The 14,777-nt window shown below is 63.5% G+C and carries 16 protein-coding genes and 1 riboswitch; of the genes, 8 read left to right on the top strand and 8 right to left on the bottom strand.

Going from position 1 to position 14,777, the window contains the following annotated elements; genetic code table 11:
* Window positions 1–69: 69 nt before the first annotated feature.
* The 5 genes from AC0L2D_RS11190 to AC0L2D_RS11170 all read left to right on the top strand — a co-directional run bounded on the left by AC0L2D_RS11190 (window position 70) and on the right by AC0L2D_RS11170 (window position 5,278).
* Window positions 70–1,236: a diphosphate--fructose-6-phosphate 1-phosphotransferase gene (locus AC0L2D_RS11190; RefSeq protein ID WP_473541054.1), complete on the top strand. Its 1,167-nt coding sequence runs from the start codon at window positions 70–72 to the stop codon at window positions 1,234–1,236.
* Window positions 1,237–1,289: 53 nt separating this feature from the next.
* The gene (locus AC0L2D_RS11185; protein ID WP_473541053.1) at window positions 1,290–2,009 is read left to right on the top strand and encodes an MBL fold metallo-hydrolase; all 720 of its coding nucleotides are present in this window, start codon (window positions 1,290–1,292) and stop codon (window positions 2,007–2,009) included.
* Window positions 2,010–2,253: 244 nt separating this feature from the next.
* The gene (locus AC0L2D_RS11180; protein ID WP_013528279.1) at window positions 2,254–3,774 is read left to right on the top strand and encodes a DegQ family serine endoprotease; all 1,521 of its coding nucleotides are present in this window, start codon (window positions 2,254–2,256) and stop codon (window positions 3,772–3,774) included.
* A 149-nt stretch (window positions 3,775–3,923) separates the two neighbouring features.
* Window positions 3,924–4,535 carry a sulfite oxidase-like oxidoreductase gene (locus tag AC0L2D_RS11175; protein ID WP_024501962.1) on the top strand — a complete coding sequence of 204 codons (612 nt, stop codon included), beginning with the start codon at window positions 3,924–3,926 and terminating at the stop codon, window positions 4,533–4,535.
* Window positions 4,532–5,278 (top strand): FAD-binding oxidoreductase, encoded by a 747-nt coding sequence (locus tag AC0L2D_RS11170; RefSeq protein WP_024501961.1) that lies wholly within the window; start codon window positions 4,532–4,534, stop codon window positions 5,276–5,278. Before AC0L2D_RS11175 ends, AC0L2D_RS11170 begins: the two co-directional genes overlap by 4 nt.
* Window positions 5,279–5,318: 40 nt before the next feature.
* Here the strand turns inward: AC0L2D_RS11170 and AC0L2D_RS11165 are convergent, their stop codons facing one another.
* From AC0L2D_RS11165 to AC0L2D_RS11130, 8 genes are all read right to left on the bottom strand, one after another.
* On the bottom strand, window positions 5,319–6,794 hold the full coding sequence (locus tag AC0L2D_RS11165) for a nucleotidyltransferase family protein (protein WP_024501960.1): 1,476 nt from the start codon (window positions 6,792–6,794) through the stop codon (window positions 5,319–5,321).
* The gene (locus AC0L2D_RS11160) at window positions 6,791–7,468 is read right to left on the bottom strand and encodes a glycosyltransferase family 2 protein (protein WP_024501959.1); all 678 of its coding nucleotides are present in this window, start codon (window positions 7,466–7,468) and stop codon (window positions 6,791–6,793) included. The genes AC0L2D_RS11165 and AC0L2D_RS11160 overlap by 4 nt, the downstream gene beginning before the upstream one ends.
* Complete coding sequence (locus AC0L2D_RS11155; protein WP_024501958.1) at window positions 7,468–8,220, bottom strand: glycosyltransferase family 2 protein; 753 nt, start codon at window positions 8,218–8,220, stop codon at window positions 7,468–7,470. Before AC0L2D_RS11155 ends, AC0L2D_RS11160 begins: the two co-directional genes overlap by 1 nt.
* A 55-nt stretch (window positions 8,221–8,275) precedes the next feature.
* On the bottom strand, window positions 8,276–9,028 hold the full coding sequence (locus AC0L2D_RS11150; RefSeq protein ID WP_024501957.1) for a glycosyltransferase family 2 protein: 753 nt from the start codon (window positions 9,026–9,028) through the stop codon (window positions 8,276–8,278).
* Entirely contained in the window at window positions 9,025–10,074 is a 1,050-nt protein-coding gene (locus AC0L2D_RS11145; protein ID WP_024501956.1) for a hypothetical protein, read from the bottom strand. Before AC0L2D_RS11145 ends, AC0L2D_RS11150 begins: the two co-directional genes overlap by 4 nt.
* A 46-nt stretch (window positions 10,075–10,120) precedes the next feature.
* Entirely contained in the window at window positions 10,121–10,552 is a 432-nt protein-coding gene (locus AC0L2D_RS11140; protein ID WP_473541052.1) for a PqqD family protein, read from the bottom strand.
* 169 nt (window positions 10,553–10,721) lie between these two features.
* Window positions 10,722–11,822 carry an FAD-binding oxidoreductase gene (locus AC0L2D_RS11135; protein ID WP_013528270.1) on the bottom strand — a complete coding sequence of 367 codons (1,101 nt, stop codon included), beginning with the start codon at window positions 11,820–11,822 and terminating at the stop codon, window positions 10,722–10,724.
* Between the two features lie 25 nt (window positions 11,823–11,847).
* Window positions 11,848–13,095: an aromatic ring-hydroxylating oxygenase subunit alpha gene (locus AC0L2D_RS11130; RefSeq protein ID WP_063169810.1), complete on the bottom strand. Its 1,248-nt coding sequence runs from the start codon at window positions 13,093–13,095 to the stop codon at window positions 11,848–11,850.
* Between the two features lie 115 nt (window positions 13,096–13,210).
* A riboswitch (cobalamin riboswitch) is annotated at window positions 13,211–13,412 on the bottom strand.
* A 510-nt stretch (window positions 13,413–13,922) separates the two neighbouring features.
* Here AC0L2D_RS11130 and AC0L2D_RS11125 point away from each other — a divergent pair.
* The 3 genes from AC0L2D_RS11125 (at window position 13,923) to AC0L2D_RS11115 (ending at window position 14,715) form a co-directional block, all read left to right on the top strand.
* Window positions 13,923–14,120 carry a DUF680 domain-containing protein gene (locus AC0L2D_RS11125; protein WP_013528268.1) on the top strand — a complete coding sequence of 66 codons (198 nt, stop codon included), beginning with the start codon at window positions 13,923–13,925 and terminating at the stop codon, window positions 14,118–14,120.
* A 79-nt stretch (window positions 14,121–14,199) separates the two neighbouring features.
* The gene (locus AC0L2D_RS11120; RefSeq protein WP_013528267.1) at window positions 14,200–14,400 is read left to right on the top strand and encodes a DUF680 domain-containing protein; all 201 of its coding nucleotides are present in this window, start codon (window positions 14,200–14,202) and stop codon (window positions 14,398–14,400) included.
* Between the two features lie 69 nt (window positions 14,401–14,469).
* Window positions 14,470–14,715 (top strand): DUF680 domain-containing protein, encoded by a 246-nt coding sequence (locus tag AC0L2D_RS11115; RefSeq protein WP_473541049.1) that lies wholly within the window; start codon window positions 14,470–14,472, stop codon window positions 14,713–14,715.
* Window positions 14,716–14,777: the final 62 nt, after the last annotated feature.

Raw genomic sequence — 14,777 nt, 5'->3', positions numbered from 1 at the left:
CTCCCGTTGCGCGATGCGGCAAGACAGGCCAAGGTGCCTTGAAAACCATCGCGCCGGGAGAAATCAAGCATGGCTGGAACGTTTGTCATCGCGCAGGGCGGCGGCCCAACCGCCGTCATCAACCAGACGGTTGTCGGGGCGACGCTGGAGATCCGCAAGCGGCATCCCGGTGCCAAGGTGCTGGGCTCGATCCATGGCGTGCGCGGCATCCGTGACGGCAATTATGTCGACCTTTCCGCCATTCCGGAAGACCGCCTGCGGCTGATTGCCGGCACGCCGAGCGCCGCCCTCGGCTCGACGCGCGACAAGCCCGACGCCGCCTATTGCGATGTCATCCTCAACGGCCTGAAGAAGGCCGGCGCCGACGCCTTCATATATATCGGCGGCAACGACACGTCGGGTACCCAGCAGATCCTGACCGACGCCGCCGGCGGCTCAATTGCCTTTGTTCATGCGCCAAAAACCATCGACAATGATCTCGAGGAAAACGACCACACGCCGGGCTTCATTTCGGCGGCCGAGTTCGTCGCCGGCGCCTTCCTGTCCGTCGATCTCGATTTTCGCGCGCTGCCCGGCATCTATGTCGGCATCGTCATGGGCCGGCATGCGGGCTTCCTGACCGCGGCTGCCGCTGCCTGGCAGCTCGACCCCGACAGCGGCCCTCATCTCGTCTACGTGCCCGAGCGGCCGTTCTCGGCCGCTGGCTTCATCGACGACGTGCGTGCCACGCTCGATCGCCACAAGCGCTGCATCGTCGCCGTTTCGGAAGGCGTCAGCACCGCCGACGGCAAGGCATTGGTCGAAAGCCTGGTGCCGCCGGACAAGCTTGAGCGCGACGCGCATGGCAACGTCAAGCTGTCGGGCAGCGACCTGCCGGCCGCACTCGAGCGCGCGTTGGCGGAAGGCCTGCCGGGCAAACGTGCCCGCGTCGACGCGCTCGGCTACATGCCGCGCGGCTATATCGGCGCTATCAGCGCGGTCGACGCGCAGGAGGCTTTCGATGCCGGCGCTTTCGCCGTCACCGTCGCCGAACAGGGCGGCGGCTCGGTGGCGCTGCAATATGACGGCACCAGAACGGTGCTGAAGAAAGTGCCGCTCAAGAACGTCGCCGGCAAGACCCGCCACATGCCGGACGATTTCATGAAGCCCGACGTCAATCAGCTGTCGGATGCCGGCATGGCCTATCTCAAGCGGCTGGTGCCGGAAAAGTACAGGGTCGGGAAGCCCTTCGTCTGATGCCGGGCTCACACCTGATGCCGGGCTCACTTCGTATGCCGGACTCACACTTGATGCCGAGCTGGTTCAGCAGGAGCGTGGTCGACGGCAAGACGACGATGCTGACCGAGCCCTTCGTGCATGCCTATGTTCGGGCCAATATCTGGCATCTGCGCGGTCGCGATGCCGACCTGCTCGTCGACACCGGTATGGGCATCTGTCCGCTGGCGCCGCAGATCGAGACGCCGCAGGGCAAGCCGTTGCTGGTCGTTGCCACCCACATCCATCTCGACCACGTCGGCTCGCTGCATGAATTCCCGTTGCGGGCCGGGCCAAGAATGAGCGCGGCTCGGTTCGAGACCATGGATGAGGCCGCGACCTACGCCTACATGTTCCACGACCTCGAGGGTGCCGTCTCGAAACTGCCGGCGCCCGGATGGAAGTCGGCCGACTACAGGATCCCGCCCGCGCCGTTGACGCGAACCCTGGACGAGGGCGATGTCGTCGATCTTGGCGACCGGCAATTTCGCGTGCTGCATTTGCCGGGCCATTCACTGGATTCGATCGCGCTGTTCGACGAGGCCGACGGACTGTTCTTCAGCGGCGATGCCATCTACGACGCCATGCTGATAGACGACCTGCCGGATTCCGACCGGGCCGCCTATATCAGTACGATGCGGCGCCTGCTCGACCTGCCGATCCGTATCGGTCATGGAGGACACGGACCGAGCTTCGACGGCAAGCGCATGCGCGAGATTGCTACGGCCTATCTCGGACGAACCGCCGATGGCTGAGGCTCCAGCGAGGCAGCAAGGCGCGACCCGACGACTTTGCGACCCTGCCGCCGTGCGGATATTAAATCTTCGTAAGGTCGCCCGAAAACCCTAAATCGGGCCAATCCGCGCCCTAGATGCAAGGCCGTCGATCCGGTTGGCTGCCATGTAGGCGAGACGGGCAATTGCAACCTCGACACGCCGATGACCGATTTCCCGCATGGGAGGCCACGGCGCTGGATCAACTCTCGCCCGGACAACGACCATGTCAGATATCCTTCGTAGGCATCGCGTCGCGGCCTTGCTGGGCGCTGCGCTGATCATATCCCCCTTCGTCATGTCTTTCGCCCAAAGCGCGGGCAACACCGTTCCGACGACCCAGACACCTGTTGCCGGCATCACTGCGCCCAATGGCTCGTTCGCACCCATCGTGGCCGCCGACAAGCCGGCGGTGGTGACGGTCACCACCGTCATGAAGGCACAGCCTGAAACGATGAGCGATGCCTCTCCTTTCGACGGCGGCTCGCCTTTCGACGACTATTTCCGCCAGTTCTTCGGTGACCAGGGCATGCCGACGCCCAAGACGCCGCCGCAACAGCAACCGCAGCGCGCCGAGGCGCTGGGTTCCGGCTTCATCGTCGCCTCCGACGGCACCATCGTCACCAACAATCACGTCATCGATGGGGCCTCTTCGATCAAGGTGACGCTCGACGACGGCACCGAACTTCCGGCCAAGCTTGTCGGGCGCGATGCCAAGAACGATCTCGCCGTGCTGAAGATCAAGTCGGACAAACCCCTGCCGACCGTCAAATGGGGCGATTCCGACAAGCTTATGCCAGGCGACCAGGTGCTGGCCTTCGGCAACCCGTTCGGCATCGGCACCACCGTCACGGCAGGCATCGTCTCGGCGCGCGGCCGTGACCTGCATAGCGGCCCGTTCGACGATTTCATCCAGATCGACGCGCCGATCAACCACGGCAATTCCGGCGGTCCGCTGGTGGATGTCGCGGGCAATGTCGTCGGCATCAACACGGCGATCTATTCGCCCAATGGCGGCAGCGTCGGCGTCGGCTTTGCCATTCCGTCGGACCAGGCCCAGAAGGTGGTGGCCAAGCTGATGAAGGGCGGCTCCATCCAGTACGGCTATCTCGGCGTTCAGATCCAGGAGGTGACACCGGATGTCGCGAGCGCCATCGGGCTCGACCATCCCGGCGGCGCGTTGGTTTCAGAGGTCAATGACGGCTCGCCGGCGGCCAAGGCCGGCATCGAGACGGGCGACGTCATCACCAGCTTTGCCGGGCAGGACGTGAAGGACCCCAAGGACCTGTCGCGGGCGGTCGCCGATGTCGCGCCGGGCGCCACGGAAACGGTCGACGTCTGGCGCAAAGGCAAGCCGATGCGGATTTCCGTCGATGTCGGCCAGAACAGCGCCGATGCGAAGACCGCGTCGCTGGATGACGGGTCCGACACGCCCAGCGCCGGGCGCGCTCCGGCGATAGGGCTCGGCTTGATGGACATAACGCCCGACATTCGCCAGCAGATGAACCTAGCCGGCAAGCAGCACGGCGCGGTGGTTGCCAGCGTCAATCCCGACAAAGCTGCCGCCGCTTCCGGAATACAGGCCGGCGACATCATCGTTGCCGTCAATCAGGTGCCGGTTAAGAACGCCAGGCAAGTAACCCAGGCAATCGCGCAAGCCGGCAAGTCTGGCCGCAAGTCGGTGCTGTTGCTGGTCGAGCGTGGCGACGCTCAGATCTACATCGCGGTGCCTTTTGCCAATGGCTGAGTAATGGCCTTGACGTGAACGGGACCGGCAGGGTTCGTCGGCGACGATCCCCTCCGGCCTCCGCCCGTCAAGATTTTGGTTGCCCGCCACGACATCTTCGAGAACATTGCATCAGGTTGATGTCGGCCCGATGCAGGGAGATTGCCGCGATGGTCACCCGAGGTTTCTCTTCAGGACGGCGCCCGCCAACCGATGACGATGCCCGCATCCCGCCCGGCCAACATCTTGAACAGGGTTTTCCGGTGCTGTCGGCCGGTCCGACGCCGCGCGTGCGCACCGAGGATTGGTCTTTCACGCTGAAACATGGGCCACGCCCGATCAAGAAATGGAATTGGGCCGAGTTCAACGCGCTGCCGTTGACCAAGATGACGCGCGATATCCATTGCGTGACCGCATGGACCAAGTTCGACACGCCGTGGCAGGGCGTGCTGGTCGACGATATCCTTGCCGACGCGGGTGTGGAGCCGCCGACCGGCTTCACGCTGGCGCACGCGTTCGACGGTTACACCACCAATGTGCCGGTCAAGGATCTCACCGCCGGCAAGGCCATGGTCGCGCTGCTCTACGAAGGCAAGCCGATCACACCGGATCATGGCGGCCCGGCAAGGCTGCTGGTGCCGCATCTCTATTTCTGGAAGTCGGCCAAATGGCTGAACGGCCTGCAATTCACCACGCGCGACGAGCCCGGTTTCTGGGAATTGCGCGGCTACCATATCTATGGCGACCCATGGCGCGAGCAACGCTACACGGACGATCCGTGAGCGATACGGCGGCAGTGCAGTCGCCCTGGCAAACAGCCGGCATCGTCCGCATCGAAAAGCGCACGCCGCGTGTCACCAGCTTCTTTTTTCAGCCGTCTCGGCCCTTCGCCTATCGCGCCGGGCAGCATGTCGACGTCAGGCTGACGGCGCCGGACGGCTATCAGGCGCGCCGCTCCTATTCCATCGCCTCCGCGCCCGAAACGAATGGCGCAATCGAACTGGCGATCGAACAACTCGACGATGGCGAGGTTTCGCCCTTCTTCCACGAAGTCGCGGCAATTGGCGACGAAATCGAACTGCGCGGGCCGCTTGGCGGGCATTTCGTCTGGCCGAAGGATGAGAGTGGGCCGCTTGTGATGGTCGGCGGCGGTTCGGGCGTCGTGCCCTTGATGTCGATGATCCGCCACCGCGCCGCACGGAATTCAGCGGTGCCCGTCGTCCTGGTCTTTTCGGTCCGGGTCTGGGACGAAGTGATCTTTCGTGACGAGCTGATCGCCCTCGACGAGCGTCAGGACGGCTTCGAGCTGGTGCTGACACTGACCCGCGAAGCCGCACGCCGCCCGGCCGACTATGCGCGGCGGGTGGACGTCGCGATGATGGCGCAAGCCATGGCGCGGCTGCCCGAGCCGCCCGGTCTCGCCTTCGTCTGCGGCTCCAATGCCTTCGTTTCCGCGGCAGCCCAGGCGCTGATCGATGCCGGCGTTGCAGCCGAAATCATCCGCACCGAACGCTACGGAGTTTGAGCGGACGCCGCCTTGCGAGAAAGGTTCGTCGGATTCGCCTTCAGCCGATCGGCAAGAAACCCGCCGACAGCAACTGGAAAGGCAAGGCGCCATAGGCGGCCACCGTGGCCGCGTCGTTCCACTCGCGAAACTGTCGCGATGGTCGCGCCTCGAGCGTCAAGGCAACTCGCGCGCCGTCGAGCGTCACCTTGCCGCGAAAATGCAGCACGCGTTCCCTGCCGGATCGGCTGATAGCCACGGCACGCAGGCGAGCGATATGCTCGCCACCGTCATTGATCTCCATTTCGATGCGGCGCCGGACCGGCGGAACGCCGATCCTGACGGTGATGTCGAGCATCATGTCGCCGGTCGTTTGCGGACAGGCGATGGCCTGCGAAAACACCAGAGGCGCCGATGCGGCTTGCGGCTTGCCCGCGGCCGGTCTCCCGCGCCAGGGTTTGGCGGGCGGCTCCTGCTGCAACCGGCCCTTCTTCCGCTTCAGGCGCAACTGCTTGGCAAGGCCGCGCGACAGCCAGACCAGGCCGCCGAAATCCGTGCGCGGCTTGGCTTGCAGAACCGACGACCAACGCGACAGGCCAGCCCGGTCGGCCATCTCGAAGATTCTGGCCATTGTCCGTTCCGGCACCGGAATGCCGATCTCGAACGCCAGATAGGATAACGCCACCGCCGCTGGAACCGCCAGGCCGCGTCTTCCGATGATGTCGAGGAACATCCCCCAATCGACGTCTTCGGCATGGATGGCGACCGCGCAGTCGACAAGCCAGTCGCTGTGGGTGTGGGCGTCGAGGCCGCCATGAGCGATGGCCAGTGCCATGCGATCGGCCGGCGACGGCACGAAGACCGCGACGCCGCTGAATTGTGCCGGGACCGCCCGTTGCCAGATCGCCAGGTCGTCTTCCGCGCTCGTCTGCGACCCATCATAGCCGAGCTGGTGCAGGTCGATGTCGCCGAAACGGCCCTTGAAGAAGTTCATCGACCGCAGCGACGCCAACCGGGTTCGCAGATATTGCGCGCTGACGCCCGAGGCGATCTGCCAGTCGCGGTCGCGCAAGATGTCGAAGACGGCAGCCATGTCGCGCGGGCGCACCAGTATGTCGATGTCATGCGCCACCCGACCACGCTGCGCCGACGCGTTCAAGGCAATGCGGCTGGCGCCCTTGATCAGCATGATGTCGGCGCCGCCGTCGGCCATCGCCTTCAGCGCCGGCTCGGCCTCGCGCATCGCCATGCGCGACTTCGTCCACAGCATCTTCTGCAGGCCGACGAGGCGCGGGTGCGCGGTATGCCCGGCCAGTTTTCTGCCGAACCTGTCGGAGATGGCGGCGAGCAGACGATGTTCTCGAAACGAGACGAGGTCGATGTCGTTCTCGTCGAGCCAGCGCGCGGCACAGGCAGCGGCTGCGTCCTCATCGGAGAGCAGCGCCGCCTTCAGCAACAGGTCCAACTGGCCGGTGGGCCACGACCAGCCATAGTCCGGGAAGCGGCGGCTGATGCGGCGAACAGGCCTGGCGTTCAACTGGAGCCCGCCTTGTTCTGGGCCCGCCGCTGCATGGCGAGCCTTGCGACCTGGATATAGCCCCGGTCGCGTGCCGGATCGCGGCCGTAGGAAAGGCTGCCCGGACGGATGCGGCGCAATGCAAGCACGTCGTCGAGCATGGCAAGTAAAAAGCCTGCCTCACGAACCCGGGCGATCCAGTCGATCATCTCGCCGCGACCGCCTGGTGGGTCGATGATGGGACCGACGCTCTGCACCACCTCCTGGCGGATCATCATCGTCGTGCGCGACCAGCCGGCTCCACTGGCCGCATCGGGCAAATCGGGGCTGTCGCCGCGAAACGTCCGCCAGTGCGTAAAGACGCCCGCTGTCCCGGGATGACGGCCGAGATAGGCCAGTTGCTGTTCGATCTTGTCCGGCAGCCACAAATCGTCGGCATCGAGCGTCGCGATGAGCGGCGTCGAGAGTACCGCAATGCCACGGGTCGTTGCGCTGCCGGGTCCGGCATTGTCTTGTCGCAGCACCGTCACCGGCAGGTTCATCGCATCGATCACCGCGGCCGTATCGTCGGTCGAACCGTCATCGACCACGACGATGGCCTCCGCTTTTGCCGCCTGGGCCAGAACGGAGTTCAGGGCAGCGCCTATGGTGGCGGCCGCGTTGAAAGCCGGAATGACGACGCCGTAGCCTGCCATCAAAGGAACCGCCACTGCGCGAGATCCTTGAAGTCGAAAATCCCCTCCACCCGGCGCAAGCTGGGGTCGGCCCGGCGACGCTTCATCGACTTGTGAATGGCGCGCATGAACTCGCGAAAGGGCACATCGGCTTCCTTGGTCATGTTGCCGGGATGACGCCTGTAATAGAGAGCCACCGTATCGGGCATAACGTATTTTGCCTGGCTCTCAAAGATACGCAACAGATAGTCGGTGTCCTCGGCCTGTTTGAAATCTTCGTCGAAACCACCGGTGCGCTCGATGAGGTCTCGCGCGAAGATCCCGGCGGACAGGTGGATCCCTCGCACGGTGATGGAGTGGCTGTCGGCGGCCGGTTCCAGTGTCTCGCCATCTATCTTGTCTATCAGCGTCATGCGCGAATAGGTTAGGTCGAGGCCAGGATCCTCTTCGAAGCAGGCGAGATCCGCCTTGAAGCGGCCTATCGGGGAGATGTCGTCCGAATCGAGAAACGACACCAGACGCGTCTGCGGCAGCAGCTGCTTCAGCCCGGCATTGCGCGCCTTGGTGACCCCGCCATTGATCTGCTGGAAAAGACGAATGCACGGGGCCTCGTCGATCAACGACCGTATGACGGCTGCCGAGCCATCGGTCGACCCGTCGTCGATGACGATGATGTCGAGATCGATGTCTTCGCGCTGCCTGAGCAACGAGCGCAGCGCCAGGCCAACGAATTGTTCGCGATTGTAGACCGGCATGATGACGCTCAGCCTCATCGGCGTCTCCAGCAGCGTTGCGGGCTTGGCTGATCCGAGCCGATTGTGTCGAGCATCATGGCATCCGCCAATCGGCGGGACTCTTCAATTCGAAGATACCCTGGACCTCTCGCCGTGACGGATCGGCCTTGCGCCGCCGCATCGACTTGTGGATTGCACGCAAGTGGTTGCGGACCCTGCCGCTATGTTCCTTGGTGACATTTCCGGCGTGGCGTCGGTAGTAGATCGCGACGGTGTTCGGCAATTCGTAGCGCGGACCGGTTTCGAAGACTCGCAACAGATAATCCGTGTCCTCGGACTGCTCAAAGTCCTCGTCGAAATGGCCGATGCGATCGACAAGCGTTCGACTGAAGAGAGCGGTGCTCAGCGAAATTCCGCGAAGCGTCATGGTACAGCAGTCCGCCTCCGGCTCGAGCTTCTCGTCGTCGATCCGGTCGACCAGCGTCATCAGCGAATAGGTTAGCTCAAGCCCGGAGGTAGCCTCGAAGCGGGCGAGATCGGCCTTGAACCGTCCGGCCAGCGAGATGTCGTCAGAATCCAGGAATGACACGAACTCCGCATCCGGCGGCAGTTGCCGCAGCCCGGCGTTGCGCGCCCTGGCCACGCCCATGTTCGATTGCTGGAAGAGTCGGATGCAGGGGTTTTCGCGCATCATCGAGCGTACGGCCTCAGCAGAGCCGTCGGTCGAACCGTCGTCGATGATGATGATGTCGAGATCGGCGGCGTCCCGCTGCCGCACCAGCGAGCGCAATGCCGAAACGACATAGCGCTCACGGTTGTAGACGGGCATTATCACGCTCAGTTTCACGAAGCGCCCCGCACAAGAAAGTCCGCAATCGTGCCGGCTATCTCCTGTGGCTGCGTCCCCAGCGACAGACGATAGCACGGCAGCAGGCGGGTCAGGTCGCTGAAGAAGCGAAAGCCGCTCTCCCGCTCGCCTGGCATCTGCGCTATGCCGGACGGCGCCAAGGCAATCATGGCATCCCTGCGCGACACCGGCACGATCGAACTTGCCCCGCCTCCGCCGATATGTGGCACCACCAGCGCAACGATGTCCAGAGTTTCGGGCACCGGCCGAGGCGCGATGTCGTCAATGTGAAAAGCATGCTTGCCTTGCCAGTTGAGCGGACCGTGCGCCTTCAGCCGGTGCTTCAGCCCAAGTCGCGCGAATCCCTGGGGATCCTGCTTGAGTGTTGAAAACAACGGGCGGGCAGTCACGCCGTTGGAGAGGTCGACCAGCACATAATCGTCGCCGACGCTGTCCAGCCCGTGGAGGAGGCCGGCGGCGACGGTCCCGGATTTCCCGGCGCCGCCCGCGCCGGCCAGCAGTACGCCCCTGCCCTTGGTGCCGAGCGTCCCTGCATGGGCCAGCCGCATGCCACGTGCCGCATATTCCCAATGGAGGAAGGGGCGCAGCGGCGCTCCCGGCTCCCAGGGTGGAAAGGCATCGGCCGAGGCCATCAATTGCACGCCAACGCGACGTTGCGGATCATAGAACTGCCAGAAATCCAGGTCGTGGAAATGGTTGCCGCGCAATCCGGCTTCCGCCAGCCTGGTGGCGAAGCCATGCTGCGTGAAGGGTCCTTGGCCCCATCTGGCCGGTGCCGCGATGCCGTCAATGCCGGGATGTGCGACGAAGATGCGGCAGATGTCGGCAGGCGCTCGGTTGTCCGGAGCCGTGACAAAGCCATGAGCGAAGGCATCGGCCAACGCGCCGGCACTCACATGAGCGGTCAACTCCAGATGCGGCAGGCCCACCTTGCAGGTCAGTGGATAATGCGCGGCGCTGCTCTGCGCTTGCGCCAGGACATGACGTGCGTAGTCAGTCAGGTTTTCGAGAGTGACGTTCGGCATGGTCTGCCTGTTCCGGAGCCGTCCGGCAACGAGAGCCTGGCGCGCCTCAGTTGGCCTGCTTCACCGCGGGCCAGCCGAGGGGCTCCTCGACCTCGTGGATGGGATCGACGACAATGAGGTCGGCAAGGTCGTCATGGATGTCGACCTTGAGGGGCTCGCCGGCAGCGGCGAGCTGAGCCAGCAATTCACTGGGAACCGGTCTTGCCACGCCATCGATTACGGCCGCCAGCAAACCGAATTCGAGCAATTGTGAAACAAAGCCGTCAATCGCGGCGGCATCGAGGGCGCCAATTCCGGTCGCGGCGCCGACCAGTTCGGAGGCAGGCACGCCGGACGACAGTGCATCCCAAAGCCTGCTGCCTGAATCAGAGAAGCCGAAATATTTACCGGTGGTCAGGTCGAGAACGACGGCTTCGCCATCGAAGGATTCAAAGACGATATCCTTGCTGGCAATGGCATATACGCCGGATTGTCGCATGTTTGCTCCCCGCCGAAGCAGGCCGCGGAGATGATCTTCGGGCCCTACGGTCAACCCCACCGTTGCAGGCGTCTAACCATTTGCAGGGTTTTTGGCAAGATGGCGTAGGCCCGGGCGAGCGCAGCTGCAGGCCGCGCGGGCATGGACAGTCTCTGACCGTGCCTGCCGGTCACGCCTCGATTTCAAGCGCCGAAAGCGGCTTCGAGCAACAGGCGAGGATAAAGCCGTCCTCGATTTCGTGATCGAGGATGCCGCCATTGTGGCTCATCTCGACGTCGCCCGCGACCTTCCTCACCTTGCAGGTGCCGCACAGGCCGAACTCGCAGGCGGCGGGAATCCGCACCCCCGAGGCGCGTGCCGTCTGCAGCACGGTCTGGCCGGCGACGCATTCGGCATCGACATCGGAATGCGAGAACCGGATCGGTGTCACGGCCTCCACGGTGGCAGCGGCGCCGTCTTCCGCCGGCGGCGAGAACGGCGCCGGGATCTCCTCCACGGCAGGCGCGGCAAAGCTTTCCTGATGGTATTTCGCCATGTCGAAGCCGGCGGCGTCCAGCATGCCGCGCACGGCGCGCATAAAAGGATCGGGGCCGCAGCAGAAAATCTCGCGCTCGCGGAAATCGGGCGCCAGCAATGGCAGCCGGATCGCGTCGATGCGGCCCATATGGCCGAACCAGCCCTCGCGGCTCGACCGCTCCTCGATCATGAAGCCGAGCGACAGCCCAGGCATGCGGCTGCCGAGCAGTTCGAGCTCCTTGCGGAAAATGATCTCTTCCGGGCGGCGCGCGCAGTTGACGAAGCCGACATCGGTCCATGGCGCGCAGTCGTTCAGCCAGCGCAGCATCGACATCATCGGCGTCACGCCGGAACCGGCCGAAATGAACAGATATTTGGCGGCCGGGTGGCTGTGCAGCGAGAAGTCGCCGGTCGGCCCATAGGCCTTGACGTGCGAACCGGGCGTCAGATGGTCGAACATCCAGCGCGTACCGGTGCTGCCCGCCTGCGCCTTGACCGTCACCGCGATCGAGAACGGCCGCGACGGCGAGGACGACAGCGTGTAGGTGCGCATCAGCGGCCCGTCCGATGTCGGCAGTTCCAGAGTCACGAACTGCCCCGGTTTGTAGCGGAACCAGGTCTGGTTGTCGGAGCGGAAGGTGAAGGTCTTCACGTCAGGCGCTTCGTCGCTGACGCCGATCACTTCCAGCACCTGCAGCCTGTCGTTCCAGGGCGTCATCTGGTCGAGATGGCGATAGAGGCCAAGGTCCGTCATCGCATTCATCCTCTTGTCCCCTGGGCTAGGCGACGCTGCGCAGGGCCGGCCGGCCGCCTTCGGCAAGGCGCGGCCCGATGAACGACGCGTACCACTCGACGAACTGGATCACGCCGCCCTCATGCAGCTCCGAATAGGGGCCTGGTTCATAGGCCGGCGACAGGATCCCGAAGGCGTTTTCCTCGACGATGCGGCGGTCCTGGTCGTTGGTCTCGGTCCAGACATGGGTGAGTTCAGCGAGGTCGTAGTCGACGCCTTCGACCGCATCCTTGTGGACGAGCCATTTCGTTGTCACCGCGGTTTCCGTGGCACTGATCGGCAGCACGCGGAAGGTAACGGCGTGGTCGCCGAGGATATGGTTCCAGGTCGTCGGATAGTGATAGAGCAGCAAGGAGCCGATGCGGTCGGTTGAAACGCTGTCGGACAGGTTCTTCTGGACCGCCCGTTTTCCCGTCATGGTGTAGCTGACGGCATCGCGCAGCAGCGGCGCGCGGGTGGCGCGGTACTGCCCTGCCGGATCGATGCGGAATTTGCTCGGCAAGCCTGATGCCTCGCATCTGGCCCAGTGTGCGACCATTTCAGGGTCGCTGTCGGCGCCATGGACGCCGGTTATGGTTGGAGCCTCGGGGAAGGTCTTGCACAACTCGGGATGATTGGCGGCGCAGTGGTAGCACTCGCGGTTGTTTTCCCAGACCAGCTTCCAGTTGCCCTTCTCGACGATCGTGCTCTCGAAGGCGATCTTTGCTTCACGCAGCCGGTGCGGCAAAAGATAGGGTTCGATCATCGCCCGCATCGGCGCGAAATCTGCCGGTTCCTTGGCCAGGCAGATGAAGATGTAGCCGCCGACGCTCTCGCAGGCGACCGGCTTCAGGCCGAAATCACTCTTGTCGAAACCGTCGGCCATCTGGCGGGCAAACAGCAGGCGGCCGTCCAGCTCGTAGGTCCACTGATGATACGGGCAGACGAGCTTTGCCGCGGTACCCTTCTCCGTGTTGCACACGCGGCTGCCGCGATGGCGGCAGGAATTGTGGAAGGCGTTGATCTTGCCGTGCTGGTCGCGGACAAGGACGACCGGATAATCGCCGACCTGCACGGTGATGTAGCTGCCCGGCTTCGGCAGTTCGCAATCATGGCCGATGAACAGCCAGTCGCGATACCAGATCAGCTCCATGTCGAGCTTGAAGTAGTCCGGATCGGTGTAGAAGGGCTGCTCCAGCGAAAAGCCTTGCCGGCGCCCCTTCAGGAGCCTCAGCATGTCGTTGCGGATATCCATGTCCTGTCCTCGTTCCTAAGGACTGAACTGGTGGTGACGGAGGAAGGATTGAAACGCAGGCCGGCTGTGTGCCGGACATGCGCTATCCACCTCTTGACCGCCCACCGCGATCAGTCGAGTCTAAAAATCTCGGGCTGGTTTCCGGGCTCTGGAGTTGTCCTTGCGGACCATCGCGACACCTTCCCAGGCGGTTGCCCAGTGGTCTCCCGTTGCGACTTGAACTCCACCACCGTTGCGGGGGCAGCGCCGGATTCTGACCGGCTTCCCAATTCTCCGCCTCGTCGTCACGAAGCGGCACCTGAGATGGTATGATCTAACCACGATCGCGGGCGCGCCGTCGGCATGAAAACGACATCGTATCCATGCGGCGCGACACGGCATGCGAAACGCTACTGCAGATCGTCGCGGGCCGAGATCCCACCTCCCGGGCGGCCATTTGCCGGCTGCGATCTTCCCGAATCCGACCCTTCGCGGGGGTCAAAAAAGGTTAATGGTTTCGAAAAGTGACTATTAGCTCGCCCTAAAATCGAACCGAACGGTTCGTTTCTGTTGACGGTGCGTGCAGGACGGTGTGAACGCTGGGCCTCTGAAACAGTCGGTGATCCATCAGGTGGCTACAGCTAACGCACTGATATGAAGAAGAAAAATGCATCCTTAGATTCCATTGGCACAATTTCAAGGTGTGGATTCATGGTCCACACGGAACAACTTCGTGATTGGAAAAGACGACCTTGCCCTCCCACATCGGGGCTGTCCGAACGACGCGATTTCATTTCCAAGACACGCCGCTAGACGGACGGAAAAAAGACGATACTGGAGTACCAAAAATGAAAAAGATCATTCTCACTGCCGCAGCCCTTCTGGCCATTTCCGGCAGCGCCTTCGCTGGTAGCGACCACTACGGTTCCAACGCCGCGGCAGCCACTGCTGTCGACAGCTCGTACACCGCTTCGACCAAGAAGTCGGAACCGGCTGCTCAGGCGCCTGCCCAGGGTGCTGACCGCAACCTCTTCGGCAACAACTAACAGCCGATTCCCAGTTTCCCGGTCGACGGCGGGCTCGCCCGCCGCCCTGGCGAAATTCAGACATTCAGGAGTATTCAAGATGAACAAGATCCTCATTGCTGCCGCCGCCGTTCTGGCCATCACCGGCAGCGCTTTCGCGGGCAGCGACAACTACGGTTCGAACGGCCCGAACCAGCCTGCCGCCGCTGTGGACCAGTCGTACACGGCTTCCACCAAGACCTCGGAACCGGCTGCCCAGACGCCCGCTCAGGGCAGCGACCGTAACCTCTTCGGTCGCTAACAACCAATTTCGCAACCGACGGCAGCTGTGTCTGCCGTCCTGGCGAAATCCAGAATTCAGGAGACTAAAATGAACAAGATCCTTATTGCTGCCGCCGCCGTTCTGGCCATCAACGGCAGTGCCTTCGCCGGCAGCGACAACTTTGGCTCCAATGGTGCCAATCAGCCTGCCGCCACGACTTCGGTCGACAGCACGCGCACCTCTTCGGTACGCAACACCGGCTCGCCGGTCTACAAGCTGCTGAACTCGTCGGGTGACACCACCCAGAAGTCTGCTCCGCAAGGTGCCGACCGCAACCTCTTCGGCAACAACTAACAACCGAAGTCGATCTCCAAGTCAAAGAGCGGCGGGCCCGGCCCGCCGCTCTTTTTTGTGCC

The sequence above is a fragment of the Mesorhizobium sp. WSM4833 genome, from assembly GCF_055811095.1.
The sequence above is the reverse complement of the archived record's forward strand: the minus strand, read 5'-3'. Positions and strand labels throughout refer to the sequence as shown.

Excerpts from the sequence above, each read along its gene's own strand:
- AC0L2D_RS11140 (WP_473541052.1), bottom strand. The coding sequence starts at position 10,552 with ATGCGACAATCCGGCGTATATGCCATTGCCAGCAAGGATATCGTCTTT.
- AC0L2D_RS11115 (WP_473541049.1), top strand. The coding sequence starts at position 14,470 with ATGAACAAGATCCTTATTGCTGCCGCCGCCGTTCTGGCCATCAACGGC.
- AC0L2D_RS11145 (WP_024501956.1), bottom strand. The coding sequence starts at position 10,074 with ATGCCGAACGTCACTCTCGAAAACCTGACTGACTACGCACGTCATGTC.
- AC0L2D_RS11190 (WP_473541054.1), top strand. The coding sequence starts at position 70 with ATGGCTGGAACGTTTGTCATCGCGCAGGGCGGCGGCCCAACCGCCGTC.
- AC0L2D_RS11120 (WP_013528267.1), top strand. The coding sequence starts at position 14,200 with ATGAACAAGATCCTCATTGCTGCCGCCGCCGTTCTGGCCATCACCGGC.
- AC0L2D_RS11175 (WP_024501962.1), top strand. The coding sequence starts at position 3,924 with ATGGTCACCCGAGGTTTCTCTTCAGGACGGCGCCCGCCAACCGATGAC.
- AC0L2D_RS11180 (WP_013528279.1), top strand. The coding sequence starts at position 2,254 with ATGTCAGATATCCTTCGTAGGCATCGCGTCGCGGCCTTGCTGGGCGCT.
- AC0L2D_RS11160 (WP_024501959.1), bottom strand. The coding sequence starts at position 7,468 with ATGGCAGGCTACGGCGTCGTCATTCCGGCTTTCAACGCGGCCGCCACC.
- AC0L2D_RS11135 (WP_013528270.1), bottom strand. The coding sequence starts at position 11,822 with ATGACGGACCTTGGCCTCTATCGCCATCTCGACCAGATGACGCCCTGG.
- AC0L2D_RS11185 (WP_473541053.1), top strand. The coding sequence starts at position 1,290 with ATGCCGAGCTGGTTCAGCAGGAGCGTGGTCGACGGCAAGACGACGATG.
- AC0L2D_RS11155 (WP_024501958.1), bottom strand. The coding sequence starts at position 8,220 with ATGAGGCTGAGCGTCATCATGCCGGTCTACAATCGCGAACAATTCGTT.
- AC0L2D_RS11125 (WP_013528268.1), top strand. The coding sequence starts at position 13,923 with ATGAAAAAGATCATTCTCACTGCCGCAGCCCTTCTGGCCATTTCCGGC.
- AC0L2D_RS11130 (WP_063169810.1), bottom strand. The coding sequence starts at position 13,095 with ATGGATATCCGCAACGACATGCTGAGGCTCCTGAAGGGGCGCCGGCAA.